This window comes from Stutzerimonas stutzeri, assembly GCF_024448695.1.
GTDB lineage: Bacteria > Pseudomonadota > Gammaproteobacteria > Pseudomonadales > Pseudomonadaceae > Stutzerimonas > Stutzerimonas stutzeri_T.
On the sequence record NZ_JAMOHY010000010.1, the window covers coordinates 41,188 to 63,247 of the forward strand.

A 22,060-nucleotide genomic window follows, 5' to 3' on the forward strand; every position below is an offset into this window, starting at 1 on the left:
TCAGCACCCTTGAGGCATCTGCAGTGTTAGCCACCTGAAACCTCAGGGCTCGTCGACCTTGAAATGACAACGCGCGGTGGCAATGGGCTCGGCCTGATTCGTCTGCCAGGCCGTAACGGCGACATTGGCCACACGACGCCCCTGGCGCCAGACCTGGCAGGCGGCAAAGGTGTCACGATAATGACCGGCACGCAGATAATCTATCGAGAAGTCGATGATTTTGGGCAAATGCGGGCTGCCCATGAACATCAGCAGATGCAACATCGCCGCGTGCTCCATAAAGCCGGCGATAACTCCGCCATGCAGCGCCGGCAACGTGGGGTTGCCGATGTTGTCCTTGTTGCTGGGCAGCCTGAACACCATCTCGTCGCCCAGACGCAGACACTCGATACCGATCAGTCGCGCGTAGGGGACCATTTGCAACAAGGGATCATAATTGTTGCTTTCGTGAGCCTGGCGCACCCAGTCATTCAGATTCCGCTCGCTCATGCACCGGCTCCTCGTTCTTCGGCAGCTGCCCCACCCTGTTTGCCCCTCCCCATCCGCATGAACGCACCGACCACATGCGCTATGGGTTCGTTGATGTCGCGCTGATAAGCCACGCCCCGGGTGAAGATCACGGTCGGTGTGACCCGGTAGCATTCGGCGAAACCAAACACATCATGATTCGGCTCGGCGGGATGCATGTAGTCGATGCGCAGGTCCAGGGTCGGGCAGATCTCCAGCTCCGGCAGTGCGCAGGCCGTGGAGATGCCGCAGGTGGTATCCATCAATGTAGTGATGGCGCCGCCGTGGATAATCCCTGTTTCAGGATCGCTGACGATGTTTTCGCTGTAGGGCAGGCTCAGTGTCAGACCTGTTCGGTCGGCCCGTTCGACACGCATGCCCAGGACCTGGCAATGCCTCAGGAAGGACAGGAAGCGCTGGGTACGCTCCAGAATCACGGGGTCGCTCATGGGCGAAGTCTCTGCAATCAAACAAGCTGCGCATGGTAACGCCCAGCTGCGGGACTACCTATTCCTTGGGCACTTCGCTCGGCAAGGTTGGCGTGAACACCATCACCTTGAGCACATCGGAATGGAATTCGCGGCGATACAGGATCAGCACAACACCCGTCGTCACCGCCATGAAAAACCAGGGATTGATGAACCAGGACAGTGTCGCCATTCCAAAATAGTAGGCGCGCAAGCCGAAATTGAACTGGTTGGCGGCCATCGACATCACCCTGGCCGCGCGTTCGGCGAACGACTTGCGCTCCTGGTCACTGACGTTGCGTTCCCCCACCATGGGCGCGGAAGCAACCAGCACGGCAGCAAAGTTGTACTGACGCATGCACCAGCTGAAGGTGAAAAAGGCATAAACGAAGACCACCGCCAAGGCCAGCAGCTTGACCTCCGAAAGCTCCCGGCTCACTGGCTGGGCGAACGGCAGATCAGCCAGCAGCGTTACGGCACGATCGGATGCGCCCAGCGCCGTCAGGATGCCAGCCAGAATGATCAGCGTACTGGAAGCGAAGAAGGAAGCGTTGCGCTCCAGATTGCCGATCACGTTGGCATCGGCGATACGGTTGTCGCGCAGCATCAGGCGCCGCATCCAGTCCTTGCGATACAGATGCAGCACGCTGGCCAGACAGGCCGTATCACGACCGCGCCAGATGGCATATCGGGTGTAACCGACCCAGCAGAAAACAAACCAGACGACGGCGATCAGATGCGGCAACAAATGTTCAGGAATAAACATCGGACCTCCCACTGGCACTGCGCCGCATTATAGCCAGCACAAATGCAGGGCTGTCGAGGCTTGCCAAACCGAACCTGATTGAAAGGTTCGGCAGGCAAAGGCCCTTACGCAGAACTCACTTTGCCGGACGCACGCCCATCATCCGATCCAAGATGATCGCGACAAGCAAGGTAACCAGCACCGGCAGCACCCAGCCCATGCTGTGCGCGGCCAGGGGCAACTGCTTGAAGAACTCCGGGACCAGCTGATCGAAGCCTGCTGCAGCCAAGCCGTCCACCACACCGAAGATCAGCGTGACCGCCATTGTCGGGATGAATATCCGTTGCTGCGATACCCACAGACGATCCAGCAGACTGAGAGCAACCAGCACGATGGCCAGCGGATACAGCCCCACCAGCACCGGGACGGAAATGCTGATCAGCTGGGTCAGCCCCTGGTTGGAAACCAGCAGACTGAACCCCGTAAACACGATCACCACGGTGCGGTAGCTGACGGGCAGCACGCTACTGAAAAACTCACCGCAGGCTGTCGTCAGGCCTACTGCAGTCGTCAGGCACGCCAACGAAATCACCACAGCCAGCAGCAGACTGCCGGTATTGCCGAAGGTGTGCTGCACGTAGGTTGTCAGAACCTGCACGCCATTGGATGCATCACCAGCGATGCCCTGGCTGGTAGCACCGAGGTAGAACAGCGCCAGGTACACCAACGACAGCCCGGTCGCGGCGATCATGCCGGCAATCATCGAATAGCGAGTAACCAGCCCTGGTTCCGTTACGCCGCGGTCACGAATGGCAGTGGCGATCACAATGCCGAATACCAGCGCACCGAGGGTATCCATGGTCAGATACCCGTCAAGGAAGCCCTTGAGCAACGGGCTGGCACGATAGCTTTCCGCTGTCTCGCCAATAGTGCCCGCCGGTGCGAAAAGCGCAGCGCCACCCAGTACCAGCAGGGCTGCCAGCAGCACCGGTGTGATGAACTTGCCGACCCGGTCGATCAGTCGTCCAGGGTTCAGCACCAGCAGCAAAACAGCCAGGAAGAACATCGAGGTATAGGCAAACAATGGGCCTGCCGAACTACCGGTAAAGGGCGCAATACCCATCTCGAATGACACCGTAGCCGTACGCGGTGTCGCGAACAGCGGGCCGATTGCCAGATAGACTGCAACTGCCAGTGCCATACCAGCCCAGCGACCCAACGGTGCGGTCAGACGGTCCATGCCGCCCCCCACACGAGCCAGTGCCACCACTGTCAACAATGGCAAGCCGACACCGGTCAGCAGAAAGCCGATCGCAGCCGGCACAATCCGCTCACCGGCAGCCATACCGGCGCTGGGTGGAAAGATAATGTTGCCCGCGCCCAGAAACAGGGCGAAGGTCATGAAACCAAGCGCCAGAAGATCCTGGCTTTTCAGTCGAATCATGGAAATACCTACCGCAAGGAGACGCGAACGCGTCCGAGGCTATTCGGTTGATTGCGGCGTGAAGGCGCGCGCAAAAAAGACGTCGCACCTTACTGGAATTGCCGCCATCAGACGAGTTTATTGCGGCGAAATCAGTGACCGAACGGTCAGGTTTTGCCGAACGGATGTGGTTACCTTGCCCGGCGAACAGGGTTGGTGCGCCAATAATAAAAATGCCAGTCAAGACTGACTGGCATTTTCAAGGCAGACCTGGCTTCAGGCCTGTTTGCTTGCCCAGCCCGTAACCTCGGCCAGCGCCTTGCCGATATCAGCGAGAGAACGCACAGTCGTCACGCCGGCATCCTGTAACGCTGCAAATTTCTCATCGGCTGTACCCTTGCCGCCGGAAATGATCGCACCGGCATGGCCCATCCGTTTGCCGGGCGGCGCAGTCACGCCAGCAATATAAGACACCACCGGCTTGGTGACATTGCCCTTGATATAGGCCGCGGCCTCCTCCTCGGCAGAACCACCGATCTCGCCGATCATCACGATCGCCTCGGTCTGGGGATCTTCCTGGAACATCTTCAGGATATCGATGAAGCTTGAGCCCGGAATCGGGTCGCCACCAATACCGACGCACGTGGACTGGCCAAAGCCTGCATCAGTGGTCTGTTTGACCGCCTCATAGGTCAAGGTCCCGGAACGCGAAACGATCCCCACCCTGCCCGGCTGGTGGATATGCCCCGGCTGAATGCCGATCTTGCACTCGCCTGGAGTAATCACGCCGGGGCAGTTCGGTCCGATCAGGCGTACACCCAGTTCGTCACACTTGATTTTCACTTCAAGCATGTCGAGGGTTGGAATCCCCTCGGTGATACAGACGATCAGTTTGATGCCACCCATCGCCGCTTCGAGGATCGAGTCCTTGCAGAAGGGTGCCGGCACATAGATCACCGATGCATCCGCTCCAGTGGCCTCGACCGCTTCGCGCACAGTATTGAAGACCGGCAGGCCCAGATGCGTACTACCGCCTTTGCCAGGCGTCACGCCGCCGACCATCCGGGTGCCGTATTCGATGGCCTGCTCTGAATGAAAAGTGCCTTGCGAACCGGTGAAACCCTGGCAGATGACCTTGGTTTCCTTGTTGATCAGGATACTCATTACTTGCCCTCCGCAGCTTTGACGACCTGAACGGCCGCATCGGTGAGGCTGTTCGCACCGATGATGTTCAGCCCGCTTTCGCTCAGCATCCGGGCGCCAAGGTCGGCGTTGTTACCTTCAAGGCGTACCACCACCGGCACCTTCACGCCCACCTCCTTGACGGCACCGATGATGCCTTCGGCAATCATGTCGCAGCGCACAATGCCACCGAAAATATTCACCAGCACGGCTGCAACATTGGGGTCGGAGAGGATGATCTTGAACGCTTCGGCAACCCGCTCTTCTGTTGCGCCGCCACCGACGTCAAGGAAGTTGGCAGGCTTACCGCCATGCAGGTTGACGATGTCCATGGTGCCCATGGCCAGGCCGGCGCCGTTGACCATGCAGCCGATGTTGCCATCAAGCGCCACATAGTTGAGCTCCCAGCGTGCCGCATGGGCTTCACGGGGGTCATCCTGGGACGGGTCGGCCATATCACGCAGTTTGGGCTGCCGGTAGCTGGCGTTGCTGTCGATATTGATCTTGGCGTCCAGGCAATGCAGGTTGCCGTCCTTCTTGATCACCAGCGGATTGACTTCCAGCAGTGCCAGGTCGTAATCAACGAACAATTTGGCCAGGCCGACGAAAATGTGCACGAACTGCTTGACCTGATCGCCCTTGAGACCTAACTGGAAGGCCAGTTCGCGGCCTTGGAATGGCTGCGCGCCAACCAGCGGATCGACAGTAGCCTTGAGAATTTTCTCCGGGGTATCGTGAGCAACCTTCTCGATATCCACGCCACCTTCTGTGGAGGCCATGAACACGATCCGGCGCGTGGAGCGATCAACCACCGCCCCCAGATAAAGCTCCTTCTCGATCTCGGTGCAGGCTTCAACCAGCACCTTGCTGACCGGCTGGCCATTGGCATCTGTCTGGTAGGTTACCAACCGCTCGCCCAGCCACTGCTGCGCGAACGCGCGGGCCTCGTCCTTGCTGCGAACCAGTTTGACGCCACCGGCCTTGCCCCGACCGCCCGCATGCACCTGGGCCTTGACCACCCATTCGGTACCCCCAATCTTGTCGCACGCCTCGGCTGCTTCCCGAGGATTGTCTACCGCGTAACCCGCCGAAACCGGCAGCCCGTACTCGGCAAAAAGTTGCTTACCCTGATACTCGTGGAGATTCATGCTTGGCTACCATTTGGTTGATACACATCAGACGCGGCATCTCTGCCCCGCCACCTCCAAGTCACTGAAAACTATCGTGGATACCTTTCAAAGACCTGTTAAAAAGCCCGCAGTGTTCGCAAGAACAAGGCGGGCTTCTTCATCTCACACAGCCGTTAACGCTTTTTGCGGTTGGCGATGTGGATTGCATGGCCATTTACGGCCAACGCTGCTTCGTGCAGCGCTTCCGACATGGTCGGATGCGAGAACACCATCATGCCCAGGTCTTCAGCACTGGTGCCGAACTCCATGCCGATGGCGCCCTGCTGAACCAGCTCGGCCGCAGCCGGCCCCATCACGTGGACACCCAGTACACGGTCGGTCTTGGCATCGGCGATAACCTTGACCAGACCGGCAGTGTCATTGGCTGCCATGGCGCGACCGCTAGCGGCGAAGGGGAAGGTTCCCACGTTGACTTCCACACCCTCGGCCTTGAGCGCCTGCTCAGTCTTGCCCACCCACGCGATTTCCGGGTGGGTATAGATGACCGACGGAATCAGATCGTAGTTCATTTGGGATTTGTGGCCAGCGATACGCTCGGCAACCATCACACCTTCTTCGGAAGCCTTGTGGGCGAGCATTGCGCCACGAACCACGTCACCAATGGCATAAACGCCCGGAACGCTGGTCGCACACTGGTCATTAACGAAGATGAAGCCACGCTCGTCCATGTCCACGCCTGCATCGGCAGCCAGCAGATCGGTAGTCACCGGACGACGGCCAACCGCAACGATCAGCTTGTCAAAGGTCTGCTGCTGCTCACCTTCGGCAGTCGTGAAGCTGACAGTCACTTCATCGCCCTTGACCTCGGACGCGGTCAGACGCGCACCCAGCAGAATCTTCAGACCCTGCTTGGACAGCACCTTGAAGGCTTCCTTGGAAATTTGCTCATCGGCAGCCGGCAGGAACTTGTCCATCGCCTCGATAACGGTCACTTCGGCGCCCAAACGTGCCCAGACCGAACCCAGCTCCAGACCGATCACACCTGCACCGATAACGCCCAGCCGCGCCGGAACGCTCTGGAAGTCCAGCGCACCAGTGGAATCAACGATGGTGTTCTGATTGACCGGAGCTGGCGGGATGTCCACCGGCTTGGAACCGGAAGCCAGGATGACGTTCTCGGCAGCCAGCATCTCGGTGCTGCCATCGAGCTTGGTGACTTCGACCTGCTTGCCGGACAGCAGCTTGCCGTGGCCTTCAAACACGGTCACGCCATTGGCCTTCAGCAGAGCGGCAACACCGCCGGTGAGGTTTTTGACGATCTGATCCTTGCGCGCCACCATGGTCGGCACGTCCATCTTGACGTCGCCCGTGCTGATGCCGTGGACGTTGAAGCTCTCGTGGGCTTCATGGAACTTGTAGGAACTGTCCAGCAGCGCCTTGGATGGAATGCAGCCCACGTTCAGGCAGGTACCGCCCAGCGCAGTCTTGCCTTCCTTACCCTGGTATTTTTCGATACAAGCGGTTTTCAGACCCAGTTGCGCTGCACGAATGGCAGCCACGTAGCCGCCGGGACCGGCACCAATGACGACGACGTCGAATTTCTGACTCATTGCAAATCCTCTCTAGCTTCAAGCGAAAAGCGGCAAGCCCCAAGCAAAGCTGCTTCAACGCAGCACCTGCTTGCAGCTTGCCGCTGCTTCTTAGATGTCCAGCAGCAGGCGTGCCGGATCTTCCAGCAGGTCCTTCATGGTGACCAGGAAGGTCACGGCTTCCTTGCCATCAATCAGACGGTGATCATAAGACAGCGCAAGGTACATCATCGGCAGGATGACGACCTGGCCATTAACGGCCATCGGACGTTCCTGGATCTTGTGCATGCCGAGGATAGCGGTCTGCGGCGGGTTGACAATCGGAGTGGACAGCAGCGAACCGAACACACCACCGTTGGAGATGGTGAAAGTACCACCCGTCATTTCTTCGATGGTCAGCTTGCCAGCCTTGGCCTTCTTGCCGTAGTTGTTGATACCACCTTCGATCTCGGCCAGGCTCATGTGCTCGGCATTGCGCAGGACCGGCACCACCAGACCACGGTCGCTGGATACGGCTACACCGATATCCTGATAGCCGTGGTAGACAATGTCGTTACCATCGATGGAAGCGTTCACACCTGGCTGGCGCTTCAAGGCTTCGACCGCAGCCTTGACGAAGAAGGACATGAAGCCCAGGCGCACGCCATTGTGAGTTTTCTCGAACAGGTCCTTGTACTTGGCACGAAGCTCCATGATCGGCTTCATGTTGACTTCGTTGAAGGTAGTCAACATGGCCATGGAAGACTGTGCTTCGACCAGACGCTCGGCAACCTTGGCGCGCAGACGGGTCATGGGTACGCGCTTCTCGACGCGGTCGCCAACGGCAACCACAGGTGCGGCAGCAGCCGCGGCAGGCTTGGCAGCCGGCGCGGACTTCTTGGCTTCGATGGCGGCAACCAGATCTTCCTTGGTTACGCGACCATCCTTGCCAGTCCCCTTCACGCTGTTGGGATCGATGCCGTTTTCTTCAGCCAGCTTGCGCGCAGCCGGCGCGAGAATCGCGTCTTCGGCACTGGCATCAGTGGCGGGAGCGGCTGCGGCAGCTGCGGTTGCAGCAGGCGCAGGAGCAGCAGCTGCAGTCGCGCCGGCCTCGAGCTTGCCGAGCAGTTCGCCGCTGAGCACGGTGTCACCTTCGTTCTTGACGATTTCGGTGAGCACGCCATCGGCTTCGGCGAGGACTTCCATCACGACCTTGTCGGTTTCGATGTCGACGATCAGCTCATCGCGCTTGACCGCATCACCCGGCTGCTTGTGCCAGGTGGCAACGGTGCCGTCAGCGACCGATTCGGGAAATTGGGGGGCTTTGATCTCGATAGCCATTAGCTGGGGTCCTATTGATTCGGTTTCTACGGCGAGGCCGCGATGTTTCGCGGCCTCTTGCTCGAATGATTAAACGGTGAAAGCGTCCTGAAGCAGCTTTTCCTGCTGTTCGGCATGCATGGAGGCATAACCGACGGCAGGGGCGGCGGAGGCTTCACGCCCCGCGTACTGCAGGAGCAACTCTTTCTTGTGCGCTACGGCCACACGACGCATATGGTGCTGGCTGCAGTACCACGCGCCCTGGTTCATCGGCTCTTCCTGACACCAGACGATACTCTTGAGGTTCTGGTAAGGCGCAAGCACCTCCGCCAGATCCTCTTCCGGGAACGGATACAGCTGCTCGATACGCACGACAGCGATATCTTCGCGGCCTTCGTTGCGACGCTTGTCCAACAGATCGTAATAGACCTTGCCGCTGCACATGATCAGTCGTTCGACCTTGGCCGGATCGATTTGATCGATTTCTCCGATCACGGTCTGGAACGAGCCTTCGGTCAGATCCTCCAGGGTCGAGATCGCCAGCTTGTGACGCAGCAGCGACTTCGGCGTAAGGGCAACCAGCGGCTTGCGCAGCGGGCGGATCGCCTGACGACGCAGCATATGGTAGACCTGTGCCGGCGTAGTCGGCACGCATACCTGGATATTCTGCTCGGCACACAGTTGCAGATAACGCTCCAGACGCGCGGAAGAGTGCTCCGGTCCCTGCCCTTCATAGCCATGCGGCAGCAGCATGGTCAGGCCGCACAGACGACCCCACTTGTGCTCGCCACTGGTGATGAACTGATCGATGACAACCTGGGCACCGTTGGCGAAGTCGCCGAACTGGGCCTCCCAAACCACCAGTGCGTTCGGCATGGTGGTGGCGTAGCCGTATTCGAATGCCAGTACCGCCTCTTCCGACAGGAAGGAGTCATACAGGTCGAAACGGGGCTGACCTTCGTACAGGTGCTGCAGCGGGATATGAGTGCTGCCGTCCTTCTGATTGTGCAACGCAGCGTGGCGATGCGAGAAGGTACCGCGGCCTACGTCCTGGCCACTGATGCGAATCGGATGGCCTTCGAACAGCAATGTGGCGTATGCCAGTGTCTCGGCATAACCCCAGTTGATGGCCAAGGCACCGGCACCCATTTTCTGACGATCTTCGAGGATCTTCGATACCTGTCTTTGAACCACGAAGCCTTCGGGCACAGCGAGCATCTTGCTCGACAGCTCCTGCAAAGTCTTCAGATCGAAACGGGTGTCGTGACGCGCGGTCCAGGCATGGCCCAGATAAGGACGCCAGTCAACGAACAGCTCCTTGTTGGGCTCTTTGACCAGGCTCTTGACCACATGCAGGCCGTTATCCAGTGCAGTGCGGTATTCATCGACCTTCGCCTGGACGCCCGTCTCATCGAGCACGCTCGAGTGCATCAGCGAATCGGCATACAGCTCACGCGTGGTGCGCTGCTTGGCGATCTTCTGGTACATCAGCGGCTGGGTGCCGCTTGGTTCGTCAGCCTCGTTGTGGCCACGACGACGGTAGCAGATCAGGTCAATGACGATATCGCGCTTGAACTGCATGCGGTAATCGACAGCCAGCTGGGTAACGAACAGCACGGCTTCCGGATCATCGGCATTCACATGGAAGATCGGCGCCTGGATCATCTTCGCAACGTCGGTGGCGTATTCCGTGGAGCGCGCGTCTTCCTGCTTGTTGGTGGTGAAACCAACCTGGTTGTTGACCACGATGCGAATGGTGCCGCCGGTCCGGTAGGCACGGGTCTGCGACATCTGGAAGGTTTCCATGACCACACCCTGGCCAGCGACAGCTGCGTCACCGTGGATGGTCACTGGCAGCACCTTGTCGCCGATCGGGTCACAACGACGATCCTGACGTGCACGCACCGAACCCTCTACCACCGGGGAAACGATTTCCAGGTGGGATGGGTTGAATGCCATGGCCAGGTGAATCTCGCCACCTGGGGTCATCACGTTGGAGGAAAAGCCCTGGTGGTATTTCACGTCACCCGAACTCAGGCCTTCGACCTTCTTGCCCTCGAACTCGTCGAACAGATCGCGCGGGTTCTTGCCGAAGGTATTGACCAGCACGTTCAGACGGCCGCGGTGAGCCATGCCGATGACGATTTCCTTGGTACCGTAGGAGCCGGAACGCTGGATGATCTCGTCCAGCAGCGGGATAAGACTCTCGCCGCCCTCCAGGCCGAAACGCTTGGTGCCCGGATACTTGGTGCCCAGATACTTTTCCAGGCCCTCGGCAGCGGTCAGGCGCTCAAGCAGATGGCTTTTGATTTCCGACGAGAACTCTGGACGCCCGCGTACGCTTTCCAGGCGCTGGATAAACCAGTTGCGCTGTTCGGAATCGACGATATGGGTGAACTCCGCACCGATGGTGCGGCAGTAGGTCTCTTGCAACGCCTGGTGAATTTCACGCAAGGTTGCCTCATCGCGTCCCACGGCGAGATCGCCGGTACGGAAAACCGTATCCAGATCGGCATCAGTCAGATTGTAATGATTGATCGACAGGTCGGCTGGAGCCTTGCGCGGCTGCAGCCCAAGCGGATCAAGCTGTGCAGCCTGATGACCACGCATCCGGAAGGCCTGAATCAGACGCAGTACTTCGACCTGCTTCTTTTCGTGCTCGCTGCTCACACTGCCTGCGGAAACAGGCTGTGTACGACGCTGATTCCTGGCCAGCAGCACAAAATGATCGCGAATCGTAGCGTGCGAAACATCGGCCGTATTGCCACCGCTGACGGGCAGCTTCTGGAAGTAGGTGCGCCACTCTTCGGGCACAGCGTTGGGATCGTGCAGGTAGAGCTCGTAGAGTTCTTCCACATAGGCAGCGTTACCACCGGATAGGTGGGCACTGTCCCACATGCGCTGCATTACGCTTTCTTGCATGTCTGGTCACCTTCGATAAGGAGACACCACCAGCGTGGAGACCGCAGCATGACTTTCCCAGTTCTGAAGCAGCGACCCAGGTAAAGCCACTACGGACCGCGCAGATAGTTTCCGAGAACCACCCCGGATGCTCCTGCTGGTCATCAAATTTTCAGAGTGGAACCCCGGCTTTGTGAGCTGGGATTCCTACTAAAACTACGGCGCCGAGGTTGAACTCAGCGCCGTAGGTGTCGCGGTAAAACATTACAGGCAAGCGACTAAGCTAATAGTCGCAAGCCATGACTCATCAAGTCGCGCTCTGCAACAGCATATTACGCACGTGCCCGATTGCCTTGGTGGGGTTCAATCCCTTCGGACAAACGCTTACGCAGTTCATGATGCCACGGCAGCGGAATACGCTGAACGGATCATCCAGAGCAGCCAGACGTTCTTCAGTTTCGGTATCGCGACTATCGGCCAGAAAGCGATAGGCCTGCAGCAGTGCCGCTGGACCGAGGAATTTGTCCGGATTCCACCAGAAGGACGGGCAACTGGTCGAGCAGCAAGCGCACAGAATGCACTCGTACAGGCCATCGAGCTTCTCGCGATCTTCCGGGCTCTGCAAACGTTCGATAGCCGGTGCCGGTGTATCGTTCATCAGATAAGGGCGAACCTTCTCGTACTGCTTATAGAAGATGCTCATATCGACGGCCAGGTCACGGATGACTGGCAGACCAGGCAGAGGACGAACCACCAGCTTACCGCCTGAGACGACAGCTGACAGCGGAGTGATACAGGCCAGGCCATTCTTGCCGTTCATGTTCATGCCATCGGAGCCACAGACTCCTTCGCGGCAGGAACGACGATAGGAGAAACCTTCGTCCTGTTCCTTGATGAGCGCCAGTACGTCCAGAACCATCAGATCCTTACCATCGGTATTGATCTGGAAATCCTGCATGTACGGCTTTTCATCTTTATCCGGGTTGTAGCGATAGACACTCACTTGCAACATATCGGCGACCTCAGTAAGTCCGAACCATGGGTTCGAAAGTCGGAACTGTTTTCGGAGAGAAGTTGACGGCACGCTTGGCTACGCGCTTTTCACCCGGGAAATACAGGGTGTGGCACAGCCAGTTTTCATCGTCACGCTCTTCGAAATCTTCACGCGCATGCGCACCACGCGACTCTTTGCGAGTCTCGGCAGCAATAGCGGTAGCCTCGGCAACTTCCAGCAGGTTCTGCAGTTCCAGTGCTTCGATACGCGCGGTATTGAAAGCCTGGCTCTTGTCGGAAATCTTCACGTTAGCAATGCGCTGACGCAGATCGGACAGCTGAGCGATACCCTTCTGCATGTACTCGCCGGTACGGAACACGCCGAAGTAGTTTTGCATGCAGTTCTGCAGTTCCTTGCGCAGCGGTGCAACGTCTTCACCGGTGGTGCGTTCGTTCAGGCTGGCAAGACGATTGAGGGCCACATCCAGATCGGTTTCGCTGGCACCGCGGTGCTCAACACCTTCCTTCAGGGCTTTCTCAAGGTGCAGACCGGCGGCGCGACCGAATACAACCAGATCAAGCAGCGAGTTGCCGCCCAGGCGGTTGGCGCCATGAACCGACACGCAAGCCACCTCGCCCACAGCGAACAGACCATCGATAATCTTGTCGTTGCCGTTGGCGTCTTGAGTGATCGCCTGACCATGAATATTGGTGGCAACACCACCCATCATGTAGTGGCAGGTCGGAACGACCGGCACCGGAGCAGTAACCGGGTCGACATGTGCGAAGGTCTTTGACAACTCGCAGATACCTGGCAGACGGCTGTGCAGCACGTCCTCGCCCAGGTGGTCGAGTTTGAGCATCACGTGATCGCCGTCCGGACCGCAGCCGTTGCCAGCCAGGATTTCCTTGACCATCGAACGTGCAACCACGTCACGACCAGCCAGATCCTTGGCATTGGGTGCGTAACGCTCCATGAAGCGCTCGCCGTGCTTGTTGATCAGATAACCGCCTTCGCCGCGGCAACCTTCGGTCACAAGCACACCCGCCCCGGCGATGCCGGTCGGGTGGAACTGCCACATCTCGATATCCTGAACCGGCACGCCAGCGCGCAGCGCCATGCCGATACCGTCGCCGGTGTTGATCAGGGCGTTGGTCGTGGATGCGTAGATACGCCCGGCACCGCCGGTAGCCAGCACCACAGCCTTGGAACGGATATAGACCGTTTCGCCGTTTTCGATGCAGATCGCGATGATGCCGACAATGGCGCCATCCTGATTCTTCACCAGATCCACGCCATACCATTCATTCAGGAAGGACGTACCTGCCTTCAGGTTGGCCTGATAAAGGGTATGCAGCAGTGCGTGACCGGTACGGTCGGCAGCAGCGCAGGTACGAGCAGCCTGCCCGCCCTTGCCGTAGTCCTTGGACTGGCCACCGAACGGACGCTGATAAATACGGCCCTGTTCGGTACGGGAGAACGGCAGGCCCATGTGCTCGAGCTCGAATACGGCCTCGGGACCTACGGAACACATGTACTCGATAGCGTCCTGGTCACCGATATAGTCGGATCCCTTGACGGTATCGTACATATGCCAGCGCCAATCATCGTTCGGGTCGGCCGAAGCAATGGCGCAGGTAATGCCACCCTGAGCGGAAACGGTATGCGAACGCGTCGGGAATACCTTGGTGACTACAGCGGTCTTGTGACCACCCTGAGCCAGTTGCAGTGCAGCGCGCATGCCTGCGCCACCGCCACCGATAATGATGGCGTCATAAGAAAGAGTGCGAATGCTAGCCATGAATCAGATACCCCAAAGAATCTGCACACCCCAGACGAAGAACGTGAACATGGCGATGCCACACACGGCCTGGAACAGGAAACGTACACTGGTAGCCCACTTGCCGATGGCCATGTTGGTCAGGTAGTCAGTGGAAATGGTCCACATACCAACCCACGCATGAACACTCAGAGATACCAGCGCCAGCAGACTGAAAATGCGCATCCAGCTCGTCGAGAACAGCGCATGCCACTGCGCGTACTCAAGCCCCGGATTGACAACCAGGTACCCGATCAGAAAGAGGAAATAAACCGCCAGAACAACTGCGGAAACGCGCTGAGCCATCCAGTCATAGAGACCCGAACGCGAAAAGTTCGTGACGTTGGTTACCATATCCACACTCCCGCCAGAACGATCAGCACCGCCGAAACGGCCAGAACGATTTTCGAGCCCAGCTTGCCGCCTTCCAGCGTCTCGCCGTGCCCCGTATCCATGACCAGGTGACGCACACCGGCCACCAGGTGATACAGCAGCGCAGACAGCAACCCCCAGACCACCAGCTTGGCCAACGGACTACCGAAGCACGCCTTAACCTCTTCAAAGCTTTCGGCAGAAGAAAGCGAAGCGTCCAGCGCAAACAGCAGAATGGCCACACCGACGAACAGAATGACGCCGGAGATACGGTGAAGGATCGACGTGTAGGCAGTGATTGGGAGTTTTATTGTCCTAAGATCTAGGTTTACAGGTCGTTGGCTTTTCACGGCTTTTTTCACACTTGAGGCCCCAAGGCGCAGGGCAAAGTTGTTGGGAAGAGTACTCAGCGGCACCCGCCACCCACGAGTGACGACCCGCAGAAAAACTGCCTGTTAGGCCCTGCCGGTCGGTTTCCGAGTATAAACAGTTAGGTCGCTAATCACAATGTGGTGAAGTGCCACTAAAGGTGGATAGCGACCCTTATATAAATGCCGTAAACAGGCTTCCTGTATTGAGAATTCACCCCGAAACCCCCTCTGCGATAGGGTTCCCCTGCAAATTGACTTTGTGATTTATCTCACTATAGTGATGCGGGCCCTGCGTGGGGGGCCATGATGATTCCAAGCATAAAACAGGAGGCCATACATGGCTGACAACAAAGCGCAGTTGATCATCGAGGGCTCAGACGCCATCGAACTGCCCGTTCTAACCGGTACCATGGGACCTGACGTAATCGACGTACGAGGCCTGACCTCCACGGGTCGTTTTACTTTCGATCCTGGCTTCATGTCGACAGCCTCTTGTGAATCCAAGATCACCTACATTGATGGTGACAAAGGTATTCTGCTGCATCGTGGCTACCCTATCGAACAGCTGGCCGCCAAAACCGACTACCTCGAGACCTGCTACCTACTACTGCATGGAGAGCTCCCCACTCCCGAGGAAAAAACCAAGTTTCTGAGCACCGTACAGAACCACACCATGGTTCACGAGCAACTGAAGTCGTTCCTCAACGGTTTCCGTCGCGATGCTCACCCGATGGCCATCATGTGTGGCGTTGTCGGCGCACTATCAGCCTTCTATCACGACTCGCTGGATATCAACGATCCGAAGCACCGTGAGATATCGGCAGTTCGACTGGTCGCAAAAATGCCGACCATCGCCGCCATGGTTTACAAGTACTCGATGGGTCAGCCGCTGATGTATCCGCGCAATGACCTGAGCTACTCGGAAAACTTCCTGCACATGATGTTCAACACCCCGTGCGAGATCAAACCGATCAGCCCGGTGTTGGCCAAGGCCATGGACCGCATCTTCATCCTCCATGCCGACCACGAGCAAAACGCCTCCACTTCCACGGTGCGACTGGCCGGCTCCACCGGCGCCAACCCCTTCGCCTGTATCGCTGCCGGTATCGCAGCACTCTGGGGCCCTGCGCACGGCGGCGCGAACGAAGCCGTTCTCACCATGCTTGATGAAATTGGTGATGTCTCGAACATCGAGAAGTTCCTGGCCAAGGCCAAGGACAAGAACGATCCGTTCAAGCTGATGGGCTTCGGACACCGCGTCTACAAGAACTTCGATCCGCGCGCCAAGGTCATGAAGCAGACCTGCGATGAGGTTCTGGGCGAACTGGGCATCAATGATCCACAGCTTGAGTTGGCCATGAAGCTGGAAGAGATTGCCCTGCAAGATCCCTACTTCGCCGAGCGCAATCTCTACCCGAACGTGGATTTCTACTCGGGCATCATCCTCAAGGCCATCGGCATTCCGACCAGCATGTTCACCGTAATCTTCGCCCTGGCGCGGACTGTCGGCTGGATTTCCCACTGGAAGGAAATGATCGCCAGCGGCCAGAAAATCGGTCGCCCGCGTCAGCTCTACACTGGCCACACCAAGCGTGACCTGCCATTTTGATCCGCTAGCCAAACGCTGAAGTCTTCCTGAAGTCTTCCTGAGCGTCACAAAAGCCCTGACCATGTCAGGGCTTTTGCATTCTTGCCCCTTGCAGCTGCGTCTGCCTTTCGGCCATGTGCTTTTCGCCAAGCGGCTCACGGCCTTTCGGGCAAGTTACGCCTTTACTGTTTCCATACCGGAGCGTGAGCACTATCCGGATCAGCGCGAAACGACTCTCTCACCTCCCTCGCGCGATGCATATCACCCTCTACAATGCCGCCTTTGCCGCATCTCCCGGAGCCAGCCCATGTTCACCCTCATCCACCTGGACACACCACCACCGGAATCGATGAAAAGCCAGGTGCTGCAGATGGTGGTGGACTATCTCAGCGATATCAGCCCGGTTTCGCTCACGCCCTGCAATCCGCTTTATCCGCTTTATCAGTACGTGGTGGGTTTCGAGGTGCATCGCTATCTGGACAGCATGGACGGCGCGCAGGCGGGCAAGCCCGAACTACTCATGGCTCTGGATGGCGACGACCCGGCCTGCCTGCTCGGTTTTGCGCTGTACCTGCCCTATATCGATGACGCTGAAGCCTGCTCGCTGGTTTATCTGGCGGTACAGGCCAGCCATCGCCGGCAGGGCATTGGTCGGGCCATGGTCGAGAAGATGGTGTCCCGCCACCCCCATGCGGAGGTTGCGTGCGTGGCCGGCAAGGTGCCGTATTTCGAAGCCTTAGGTTTTCTGCCTCTGGCCGCCCGCGGCCCGCAGGTGGTGATGAATACCCGGAGCCAGGCTTCAAACGGCCTGTTAGCGGTGCAGGATCTGGAGCCTATCTTCCATTCTGAAGAAGTCCGCCAGATTCACAGCTATCTCGTGAAACAGCAGGGTGAAAAAGCCATGAGCGATGCGGAGAAAGAGCGCGACCGCTTGCTTGACCAACTGGCTCAACAGGCACTTCACCTGGCTGAGACTTACACTGCAGCCAAGCGCTTGCATTAATTGCTCTGAGCGCTTGCGACTGCCAAAGCATCCACAGCTGAGTTTGTTTGAGTCGCCAAGCCCCGCGGATCATACCTTCACGCAAACAAATAACGCGTTCCCAGACGTCCCGTGGTGTTTTTCAGTTCGTCGTTACCCCCGCCGTTGTCGACTTGGATCGGCTTTTCGAGTGGGTAAGGTGTAGCCTGTTTCGTTTTGTGGGGTCTGAATATGACAAATCAAGCACTGGTGGTCGGCGCGAGTGGCATCGTCGGTAGCGCAATATCGCGCCTGCTGACCAAAGAGGGCTGGGCCGTCGCCGGGCTGGCACGCCGGCCAAATGCCGAAGCAGGCATCACGCCGATCAGCGCGGACCTGCTGGACCCACAGGCCCTGGCCGCAGCGTTGAGCAACGTGTCGCCCACGCACATCTTCCTCAGCACCTGGGCCCGTCAGGCCACGGAGGCGGAGAATATTCGCGTCAACGCGCAGATGGTGCGCAATGTACTCGAAGCTGTCCGCCCGGCAGGCTCGGTTCGCCACGTAGCGCTGGTCACCGGCCTCAAGCATTACCTCGGCCCATTCGAAGCCTACGGCAAGGGTTCGCTGCCGCAGACGCCGTTTCGTGAGGAACAGGGGCGGCTGGATGTGGAGAACTTCTACTACGCCCAGGAAGACGAGGTGTTCGCAGCAGCAGACCGCGACGGCTTCAGTTGGAGTGTCCACCGCCCCCATACCGTCACAGGCGTCGCCGTAGGAAACGCGATGAATATGGCGACCACGCTGGCCGTCTACGCTTCCGTCTGCCGGTTTACCGGCCGGCCATTCCGCTTCCCGGGCTCAGACGTGCAGTGGAACAGCCTGACCGACATGACCGATGCGAATCAGCTGGCCAGGCATTTACGCTGGGCCTCGATCACGCCGGCGGCGGCCAACCAGGCCTTCAATATCGTCAACGGAGATGTGTTCCGCTGGAAATGGATGTGGGCGCGCATTGCCGAATGGTTCGGCATCGAAGCCGCACCGTTCGATGGCCAGCCCGCCCCGCTTGAACAGCATATGGCAGGTGATGCCGAGGTCTGGGCAGAGATGGCCAAGCAGTTCGACCTGGCTGAAGCGTCCATCGGCAAGCTCATCTCGCCGTGGCATACCGATGCGGACCTGGGCCGGCCCATCGAGGTCGTGACGGACATGTCGAAAAGCCGAAAGCTCGGATTCCTGGACTACCAGGCCAGTGATGAGGCGTTCTTCAACGTGTTCTCGACGCTGCGTGCCAGCAAGCTCATCCCCTGATCAGAGCCCACCGACGACAGAGGCTGTCCCGTATACTCGCGCGTTTTCCGCGTGAGTCTTCACTTGTGAGCAACAAACGATACGCCTGCATCGGCCTGAGCAACCCGAAATCTCCCGCCAACGTAGGTGCGATCATGCGTGCGGCAGGCTGCTATGGCGCCGCGTCGGTGTTCTACACCGGCACCCGCTATGACCGCGCCAAGGACTTCATCACCGATACCAAGAAGGTCCACCAGGGCATTCCGCTGATCAATATCGACGATCTGCGCAAGATCCTGCCGCTCGGCTGCGTGCCGGTGGCGGTGGAGTTGGTCGACGGTGCGCGCGCCTTGCCTGAGTACACCCATCCAGATCGTGCGCTGTACATTTTCGGCGCAGAGGACGGCTCGCTCAGCAAGGAAATCCGCGACTGGTGCGAAGATGTCGTCTACATCCCCACCAATGGCTGCATGAACCTTGCTGCAACAGTGAATGTGGTGCTTTACGACCGTCTGGCCAAGGGCAACAACACCCGCTCCGGCCCACTGTTCTGAATGTATGCCGTCCATACCCCTGCAACTAATTCCTCACCACTCTTCGGCGAGGTGGTGCGGCCAGTGGGCATGGCATTTGGCGTGAACGTCCTGCCCGAGATATCACGATAAAAGTGGTCGGATAGTAAAGAAACGTCCTGACAGCTTATGGATGATCGCCGACATATCCCCACTAATAGTCCTGATATTTACGAAAAACTGCACTCTTTCGTTTGCTGGGTATTAGAAAAGCTTGATAGGGTCCGAACCGCTTTTTACCCAGGAGACAACAATGAAAACACCGTGGTTGAAGACCGTTATCGCAGTTGCAGCAGGCGCCCTATCCACTCAGGCCCTGGCTGCAGGTTTCGCCCTCAACGAACAAAGCATCAGCGGTATGGGTACCTCTTTCGCTGGTCGCTCTTCTTCTGCCGAAGACGCTACCACCCTGTTCGGCAACCCCGCCGGCATGGCTCGCCTCAAGCGTGAGGAAGTCAGTTTTGGTGCGGCAGCAATTCATGCGAAGACCGACATCAAGAATGCATCGGGCTCATTCAGTGCCGGAGGTGGCGCAATCACCGGCACGACAACAGGCAGCAACGATGGCGACATCGTGCCTTTTACCGCCGTCCCAATGGGTTACTACGTCAAACCAATCGACGACAAATGGGCAGTCGGCGTGGGCTTCTATGTGCCGTTCGGCTTGGCGACCGACTACGAAAGTGGTTACCAGGGCCGTTATTTCGGTGATTACAGTGAAGTAGTCGTTGTCACTGTGCAGCCCACCGTCAGCTATCGCTTCAATGACAAGCTTTCCATCGGTTTCGGCCCGACCATCAACCATATCGAAGGGGAGCTGCAAAGCGCATCGCCGGGAGGAGCTGGCGGCTCCGTGGGAGATGGGCGCGTCAAAGTCACCGGGGATGATACGGCGCTGGGCTTCAACGCCGGCTTGCTCTATGAATTTACTCCGCATACCCGAGCCGGCATCACCTACCACTCGAAGGTGAAGTACAAGCTTGAAGGCGATACCAAGCTATCGGGTGCAGGGTTCGATCAATACGCGGCCTCCGGCAAATACGACGCCTCGCTTGATCTTGACACTCCCGAGTCCATCGACGTATCGGTCACCCACGAACTGAACAACCAGTGGACCCTATACGCCGGCGCGATGTGGACGCGCTGGAGTCGGTTCGAGGCGATCATTATCGAGAACGAAGGGATACCACTGGGCCTGCAAGGCAACCTGGCGCCCATCATCGAAGATCAGGACTGGCATGACACCTGGTCTTATGCAATCGGTACGGCCTACAAGGTCAACAAGCAGTGGACGCTTCGTGGCGGTCTGGCCTTTGACCAAAGCCCGACCAACAACACCCATCGCTCGCCGCGCATCCCCAGCGGGGACCGCACGGCAGTTAGCTTGGGTCTGGCCTGGAACCCGACCGACGACGTAACCCTTGACCTGGCCTACAGCTACTTGTGGGAAGAAAGCGTTACGGTCAATCGGGACAAGTCATTTGCAGGCGGTCTACTGGAGCAAGACTACAGTGCCACCTACGAAAACAGCGCCCACGGCTTCGGCGCTGCCCTGAGCTACCGCTTCTAAGCAAAAACGCCCCGGTCTTGCACCGGGGCGTCCTTCTATCCCTACCTGGCCAATGCCTTTTCCACTGCCGCGATCAGCTTCGGATCATCCGGCTTGATCTTGCTGGAAAAGTAATCGACCACCTGCCCGTTGCGATCAACTACGTACTTGTAGAAATTCCAGCGCGGCGCTCCTCCGGCCTGCTTGGCCAGCTCCTTGAACAGCGCTATCGCATCGCTTCCCCGGACCGGCTGCGTCTGCGCCATGGGGAAGGTCACGCCGTAATTCACGTAGCAGACCTCAGCCGTTTCGGCAGCGTCATCGGACTCCTGAAAGAAGTCGTCGGACGGCACGCCAATCACCACCAGTCCCTCATCCTTGTAGCGCTGGTAGAGCGCTTCCAGTCCCTCGAACTGCGGTGCGAAACCACAGAAACTCGCGGTATTGACCACAACCAGTGCCTGCCCCTGATACGCCTGGCAAAGATCGATGGTTTCCTTGGAGCGAAGTTTCGGCAACTCATGCTGCAGCAGTGCCGGGCATGAGTCCGCCAGCGCCGGGCCGGACAGCAGCACCAAGGCCAGTGAGGTAGCGAGCAGGTGATTCTTCATGGCAACCACTCCGAGCAAGATCGTGTTAACGCTACTCCCGGGATGGCTGACTCACAACATCTTCCAGCAAAACCGGGACTGCATTCGTTCAGACAGGCTCTTTAAGCACCATCGGCAAGCCCGCCACGACGAAGGACACACGTTGACAACGCTCGGCCAGCGCCTGGTGCAACCAGCCAGCCTCATCCACATAGCGTCGACTCAAGTCCCCCAGTGGCACGATACCCAATCCGGTTTCATTACTTACCAACAGCACACGCCCCGGCAGTGTCGCCAGGCAGTCGAGCAAGGCATCCCGCTCTTCGATCAGCCGCGCCGGATCATCCAGCATCAGCAGATTGGTCAACCACAGCGTCAGACAATCGACCAGGGTGCAGCGACCCTGACGGGCGTTTTCGCGCAGCACCCGCGCCAGCGCCAGAGGCTCTTCCACCAGCGCCCAATCGACGGGCCGCCGAGCACGGTGGTGGGCGATGCGTTCGGTCATTTCCCCATCCAGCGGCTGGCTGGTGGCGATATAGGTCACGGGCAATCCGCTTTCCAGTGCGAGGCGTTCGGCCAGGCGGCTCTTGCCTGAGCGCGCGCCGCCAAGAATCAGTTCGAGCATGTCATTTTCTCAAGTCTCGGCGAATTTCGTAGGAGCGAGCCATGCTCGCGAACCCGCCGTCATCGCGGGAATGGCTTGGT

General features: G+C 58.4%; 20 protein-coding genes. 5 read left to right on the plus strand and 15 right to left on the minus strand.

Annotation, left to right across the window (positions count from 1 at the left end; genetic code table 11):
- Nucleotides 1–42: 42 nt before the first annotated feature.
- The 13 genes from NAV32_RS10010 to sdhC all read right to left on the minus strand — a co-directional run bounded on the left by NAV32_RS10010 (nt 43) and on the right by sdhC (nt 14,790).
- On the minus strand, nt 43–489 hold the full coding sequence (locus tag NAV32_RS10010; protein ID WP_256052646.1) for a PaaI family thioesterase: 447 nt from the start codon (nt 487–489) through the stop codon (nt 43–45).
- Nucleotides 486–956 carry a PaaI family thioesterase gene (locus NAV32_RS10015; RefSeq protein ID WP_256052647.1) on the minus strand — a complete coding sequence of 157 codons (471 nt, stop codon included), beginning with the start codon at nt 954–956 and terminating at the stop codon, nt 486–488. Before NAV32_RS10015 ends, NAV32_RS10010 begins: the two co-directional genes overlap by 4 nt.
- Before the next feature lie 58 nt (nt 957–1,014).
- Nucleotides 1,015–1,740: a DUF599 domain-containing protein gene (locus NAV32_RS10020; RefSeq protein ID WP_256052648.1), complete on the minus strand. Its 726-nt coding sequence runs from the start codon at nt 1,738–1,740 to the stop codon at nt 1,015–1,017.
- A gap of 115 nt (nt 1,741–1,855) precedes the next feature.
- The gene (gene brnQ / locus NAV32_RS10025) at nt 1,856–3,163 is read right to left on the minus strand and encodes a branched-chain amino acid transport system II carrier protein (RefSeq protein WP_256052649.1); all 1,308 of its coding nucleotides are present in this window, start codon (nt 3,161–3,163) and stop codon (nt 1,856–1,858) included.
- Between the two features lie 255 nt (nt 3,164–3,418).
- Nucleotides 3,419–4,306, minus strand: a complete 888-nt coding sequence (gene sucD, locus NAV32_RS10030; RefSeq protein WP_256052650.1) for a succinate--CoA ligase subunit alpha — start codon at nt 4,304–4,306, stop codon at nt 3,419–3,421.
- Nucleotides 4,306–5,472 (minus strand): ADP-forming succinate--CoA ligase subunit beta, encoded by a 1,167-nt coding sequence (gene sucC / locus NAV32_RS10035; protein WP_256052651.1) that lies wholly within the window; start codon nt 5,470–5,472, stop codon nt 4,306–4,308. The genes sucD and sucC overlap by 1 nt, the downstream gene beginning before the upstream one ends.
- A 155-nt stretch (nt 5,473–5,627) precedes the next feature.
- Nucleotides 5,628–7,064 (minus strand): dihydrolipoyl dehydrogenase, encoded by a 1,437-nt coding sequence (gene lpdA / locus NAV32_RS10040; protein WP_256052652.1) that lies wholly within the window; start codon nt 7,062–7,064, stop codon nt 5,628–5,630.
- A gap of 90 nt (nt 7,065–7,154) precedes the next feature.
- Entirely contained in the window at nt 7,155–8,363 is a 1,209-nt protein-coding gene (gene odhB, locus NAV32_RS10045; protein WP_256052653.1) for a 2-oxoglutarate dehydrogenase complex dihydrolipoyllysine-residue succinyltransferase, read from the minus strand.
- A 69-nt stretch (nt 8,364–8,432) separates the two neighbouring features.
- Entirely contained in the window at nt 8,433–11,264 is a 2,832-nt protein-coding gene (locus tag NAV32_RS10050; protein WP_256052654.1) for a 2-oxoglutarate dehydrogenase E1 component, read from the minus strand.
- A 286-nt stretch (nt 11,265–11,550) separates the two neighbouring features.
- A complete protein-coding gene (locus tag NAV32_RS10055; RefSeq protein ID WP_256052655.1) occupies nt 11,551–12,255 on the minus strand; it encodes a succinate dehydrogenase iron-sulfur subunit in 705 nt (234 codons plus the stop codon).
- 10 nt (nt 12,256–12,265) lie between these two features.
- Nucleotides 12,266–14,038 carry a succinate dehydrogenase flavoprotein subunit gene (gene sdhA, locus NAV32_RS10060; RefSeq protein ID WP_256052656.1) on the minus strand — a complete coding sequence of 591 codons (1,773 nt, stop codon included), beginning with the start codon at nt 14,036–14,038 and terminating at the stop codon, nt 12,266–12,268.
- A 3-nt stretch (nt 14,039–14,041) separates the two neighbouring features.
- A complete protein-coding gene (gene sdhD / locus NAV32_RS10065; protein WP_256052657.1) occupies nt 14,042–14,410 on the minus strand; it encodes a succinate dehydrogenase, hydrophobic membrane anchor protein in 369 nt (122 codons plus the stop codon).
- Nucleotides 14,404–14,790, minus strand: a complete 387-nt coding sequence (gene sdhC / locus NAV32_RS10070; protein ID WP_256052708.1) for a succinate dehydrogenase, cytochrome b556 subunit — start codon at nt 14,788–14,790, stop codon at nt 14,404–14,406. Before sdhC ends, sdhD begins: the two co-directional genes overlap by 7 nt.
- 346 nt (nt 14,791–15,136) lie before the next feature.
- Here sdhC and gltA point away from each other — a divergent pair, with 346 nt between their 5' ends.
- The 5 genes from gltA to NAV32_RS10095 all read left to right on the plus strand — a co-directional run bounded on the left by gltA (nt 15,137) and on the right by NAV32_RS10095 (nt 20,783).
- Nucleotides 15,137–16,408 (plus strand): citrate synthase, encoded by a 1,272-nt coding sequence (gene gltA / locus NAV32_RS10075; protein WP_256052658.1) that lies wholly within the window; start codon nt 15,137–15,139, stop codon nt 16,406–16,408.
- Nucleotides 16,409–16,694: 286 nt separating this feature from the next.
- Complete coding sequence (locus tag NAV32_RS10080; RefSeq protein WP_256052659.1) at nt 16,695–17,390, plus strand: GNAT family N-acetyltransferase; 696 nt, start codon at nt 16,695–16,697, stop codon at nt 17,388–17,390.
- 210 nt (nt 17,391–17,600) lie between these two features.
- The gene (locus tag NAV32_RS10085; RefSeq protein WP_256052660.1) at nt 17,601–18,662 is read left to right on the plus strand and encodes an SDR family oxidoreductase; all 1,062 of its coding nucleotides are present in this window, start codon (nt 17,601–17,603) and stop codon (nt 18,660–18,662) included.
- Nucleotides 18,663–18,727: 65 nt separating this feature from the next.
- Entirely contained in the window at nt 18,728–19,195 is a 468-nt protein-coding gene (locus tag NAV32_RS10090) for an RNA methyltransferase (RefSeq protein ID WP_256052661.1), read from the plus strand.
- A gap of 271 nt (nt 19,196–19,466) precedes the next feature.
- The gene (locus tag NAV32_RS10095) at nt 19,467–20,783 is read left to right on the plus strand and encodes an OmpP1/FadL family transporter (protein WP_256052662.1); all 1,317 of its coding nucleotides are present in this window, start codon (nt 19,467–19,469) and stop codon (nt 20,781–20,783) included.
- Between the two features lie 41 nt (nt 20,784–20,824).
- Here NAV32_RS10095 and NAV32_RS10100 read toward each other — a convergent pair whose 3' ends face one another.
- Nucleotides 20,825–21,373, minus strand: coding sequence for a glutathione peroxidase (locus tag NAV32_RS10100; RefSeq protein ID WP_256052663.1), 549 nt, complete (start codon nt 21,371–21,373; stop codon nt 20,825–20,827).
- An 88-nt stretch (nt 21,374–21,461) separates the two neighbouring features.
- Nucleotides 21,462–21,980: a bifunctional adenosylcobinamide kinase/adenosylcobinamide-phosphate guanylyltransferase gene (gene cobU / locus NAV32_RS10105; RefSeq protein ID WP_256052664.1), complete on the minus strand. Its 519-nt coding sequence runs from the start codon at nt 21,978–21,980 to the stop codon at nt 21,462–21,464.
- Nucleotides 21,981–22,060 lie beyond the last annotated feature (80 nt).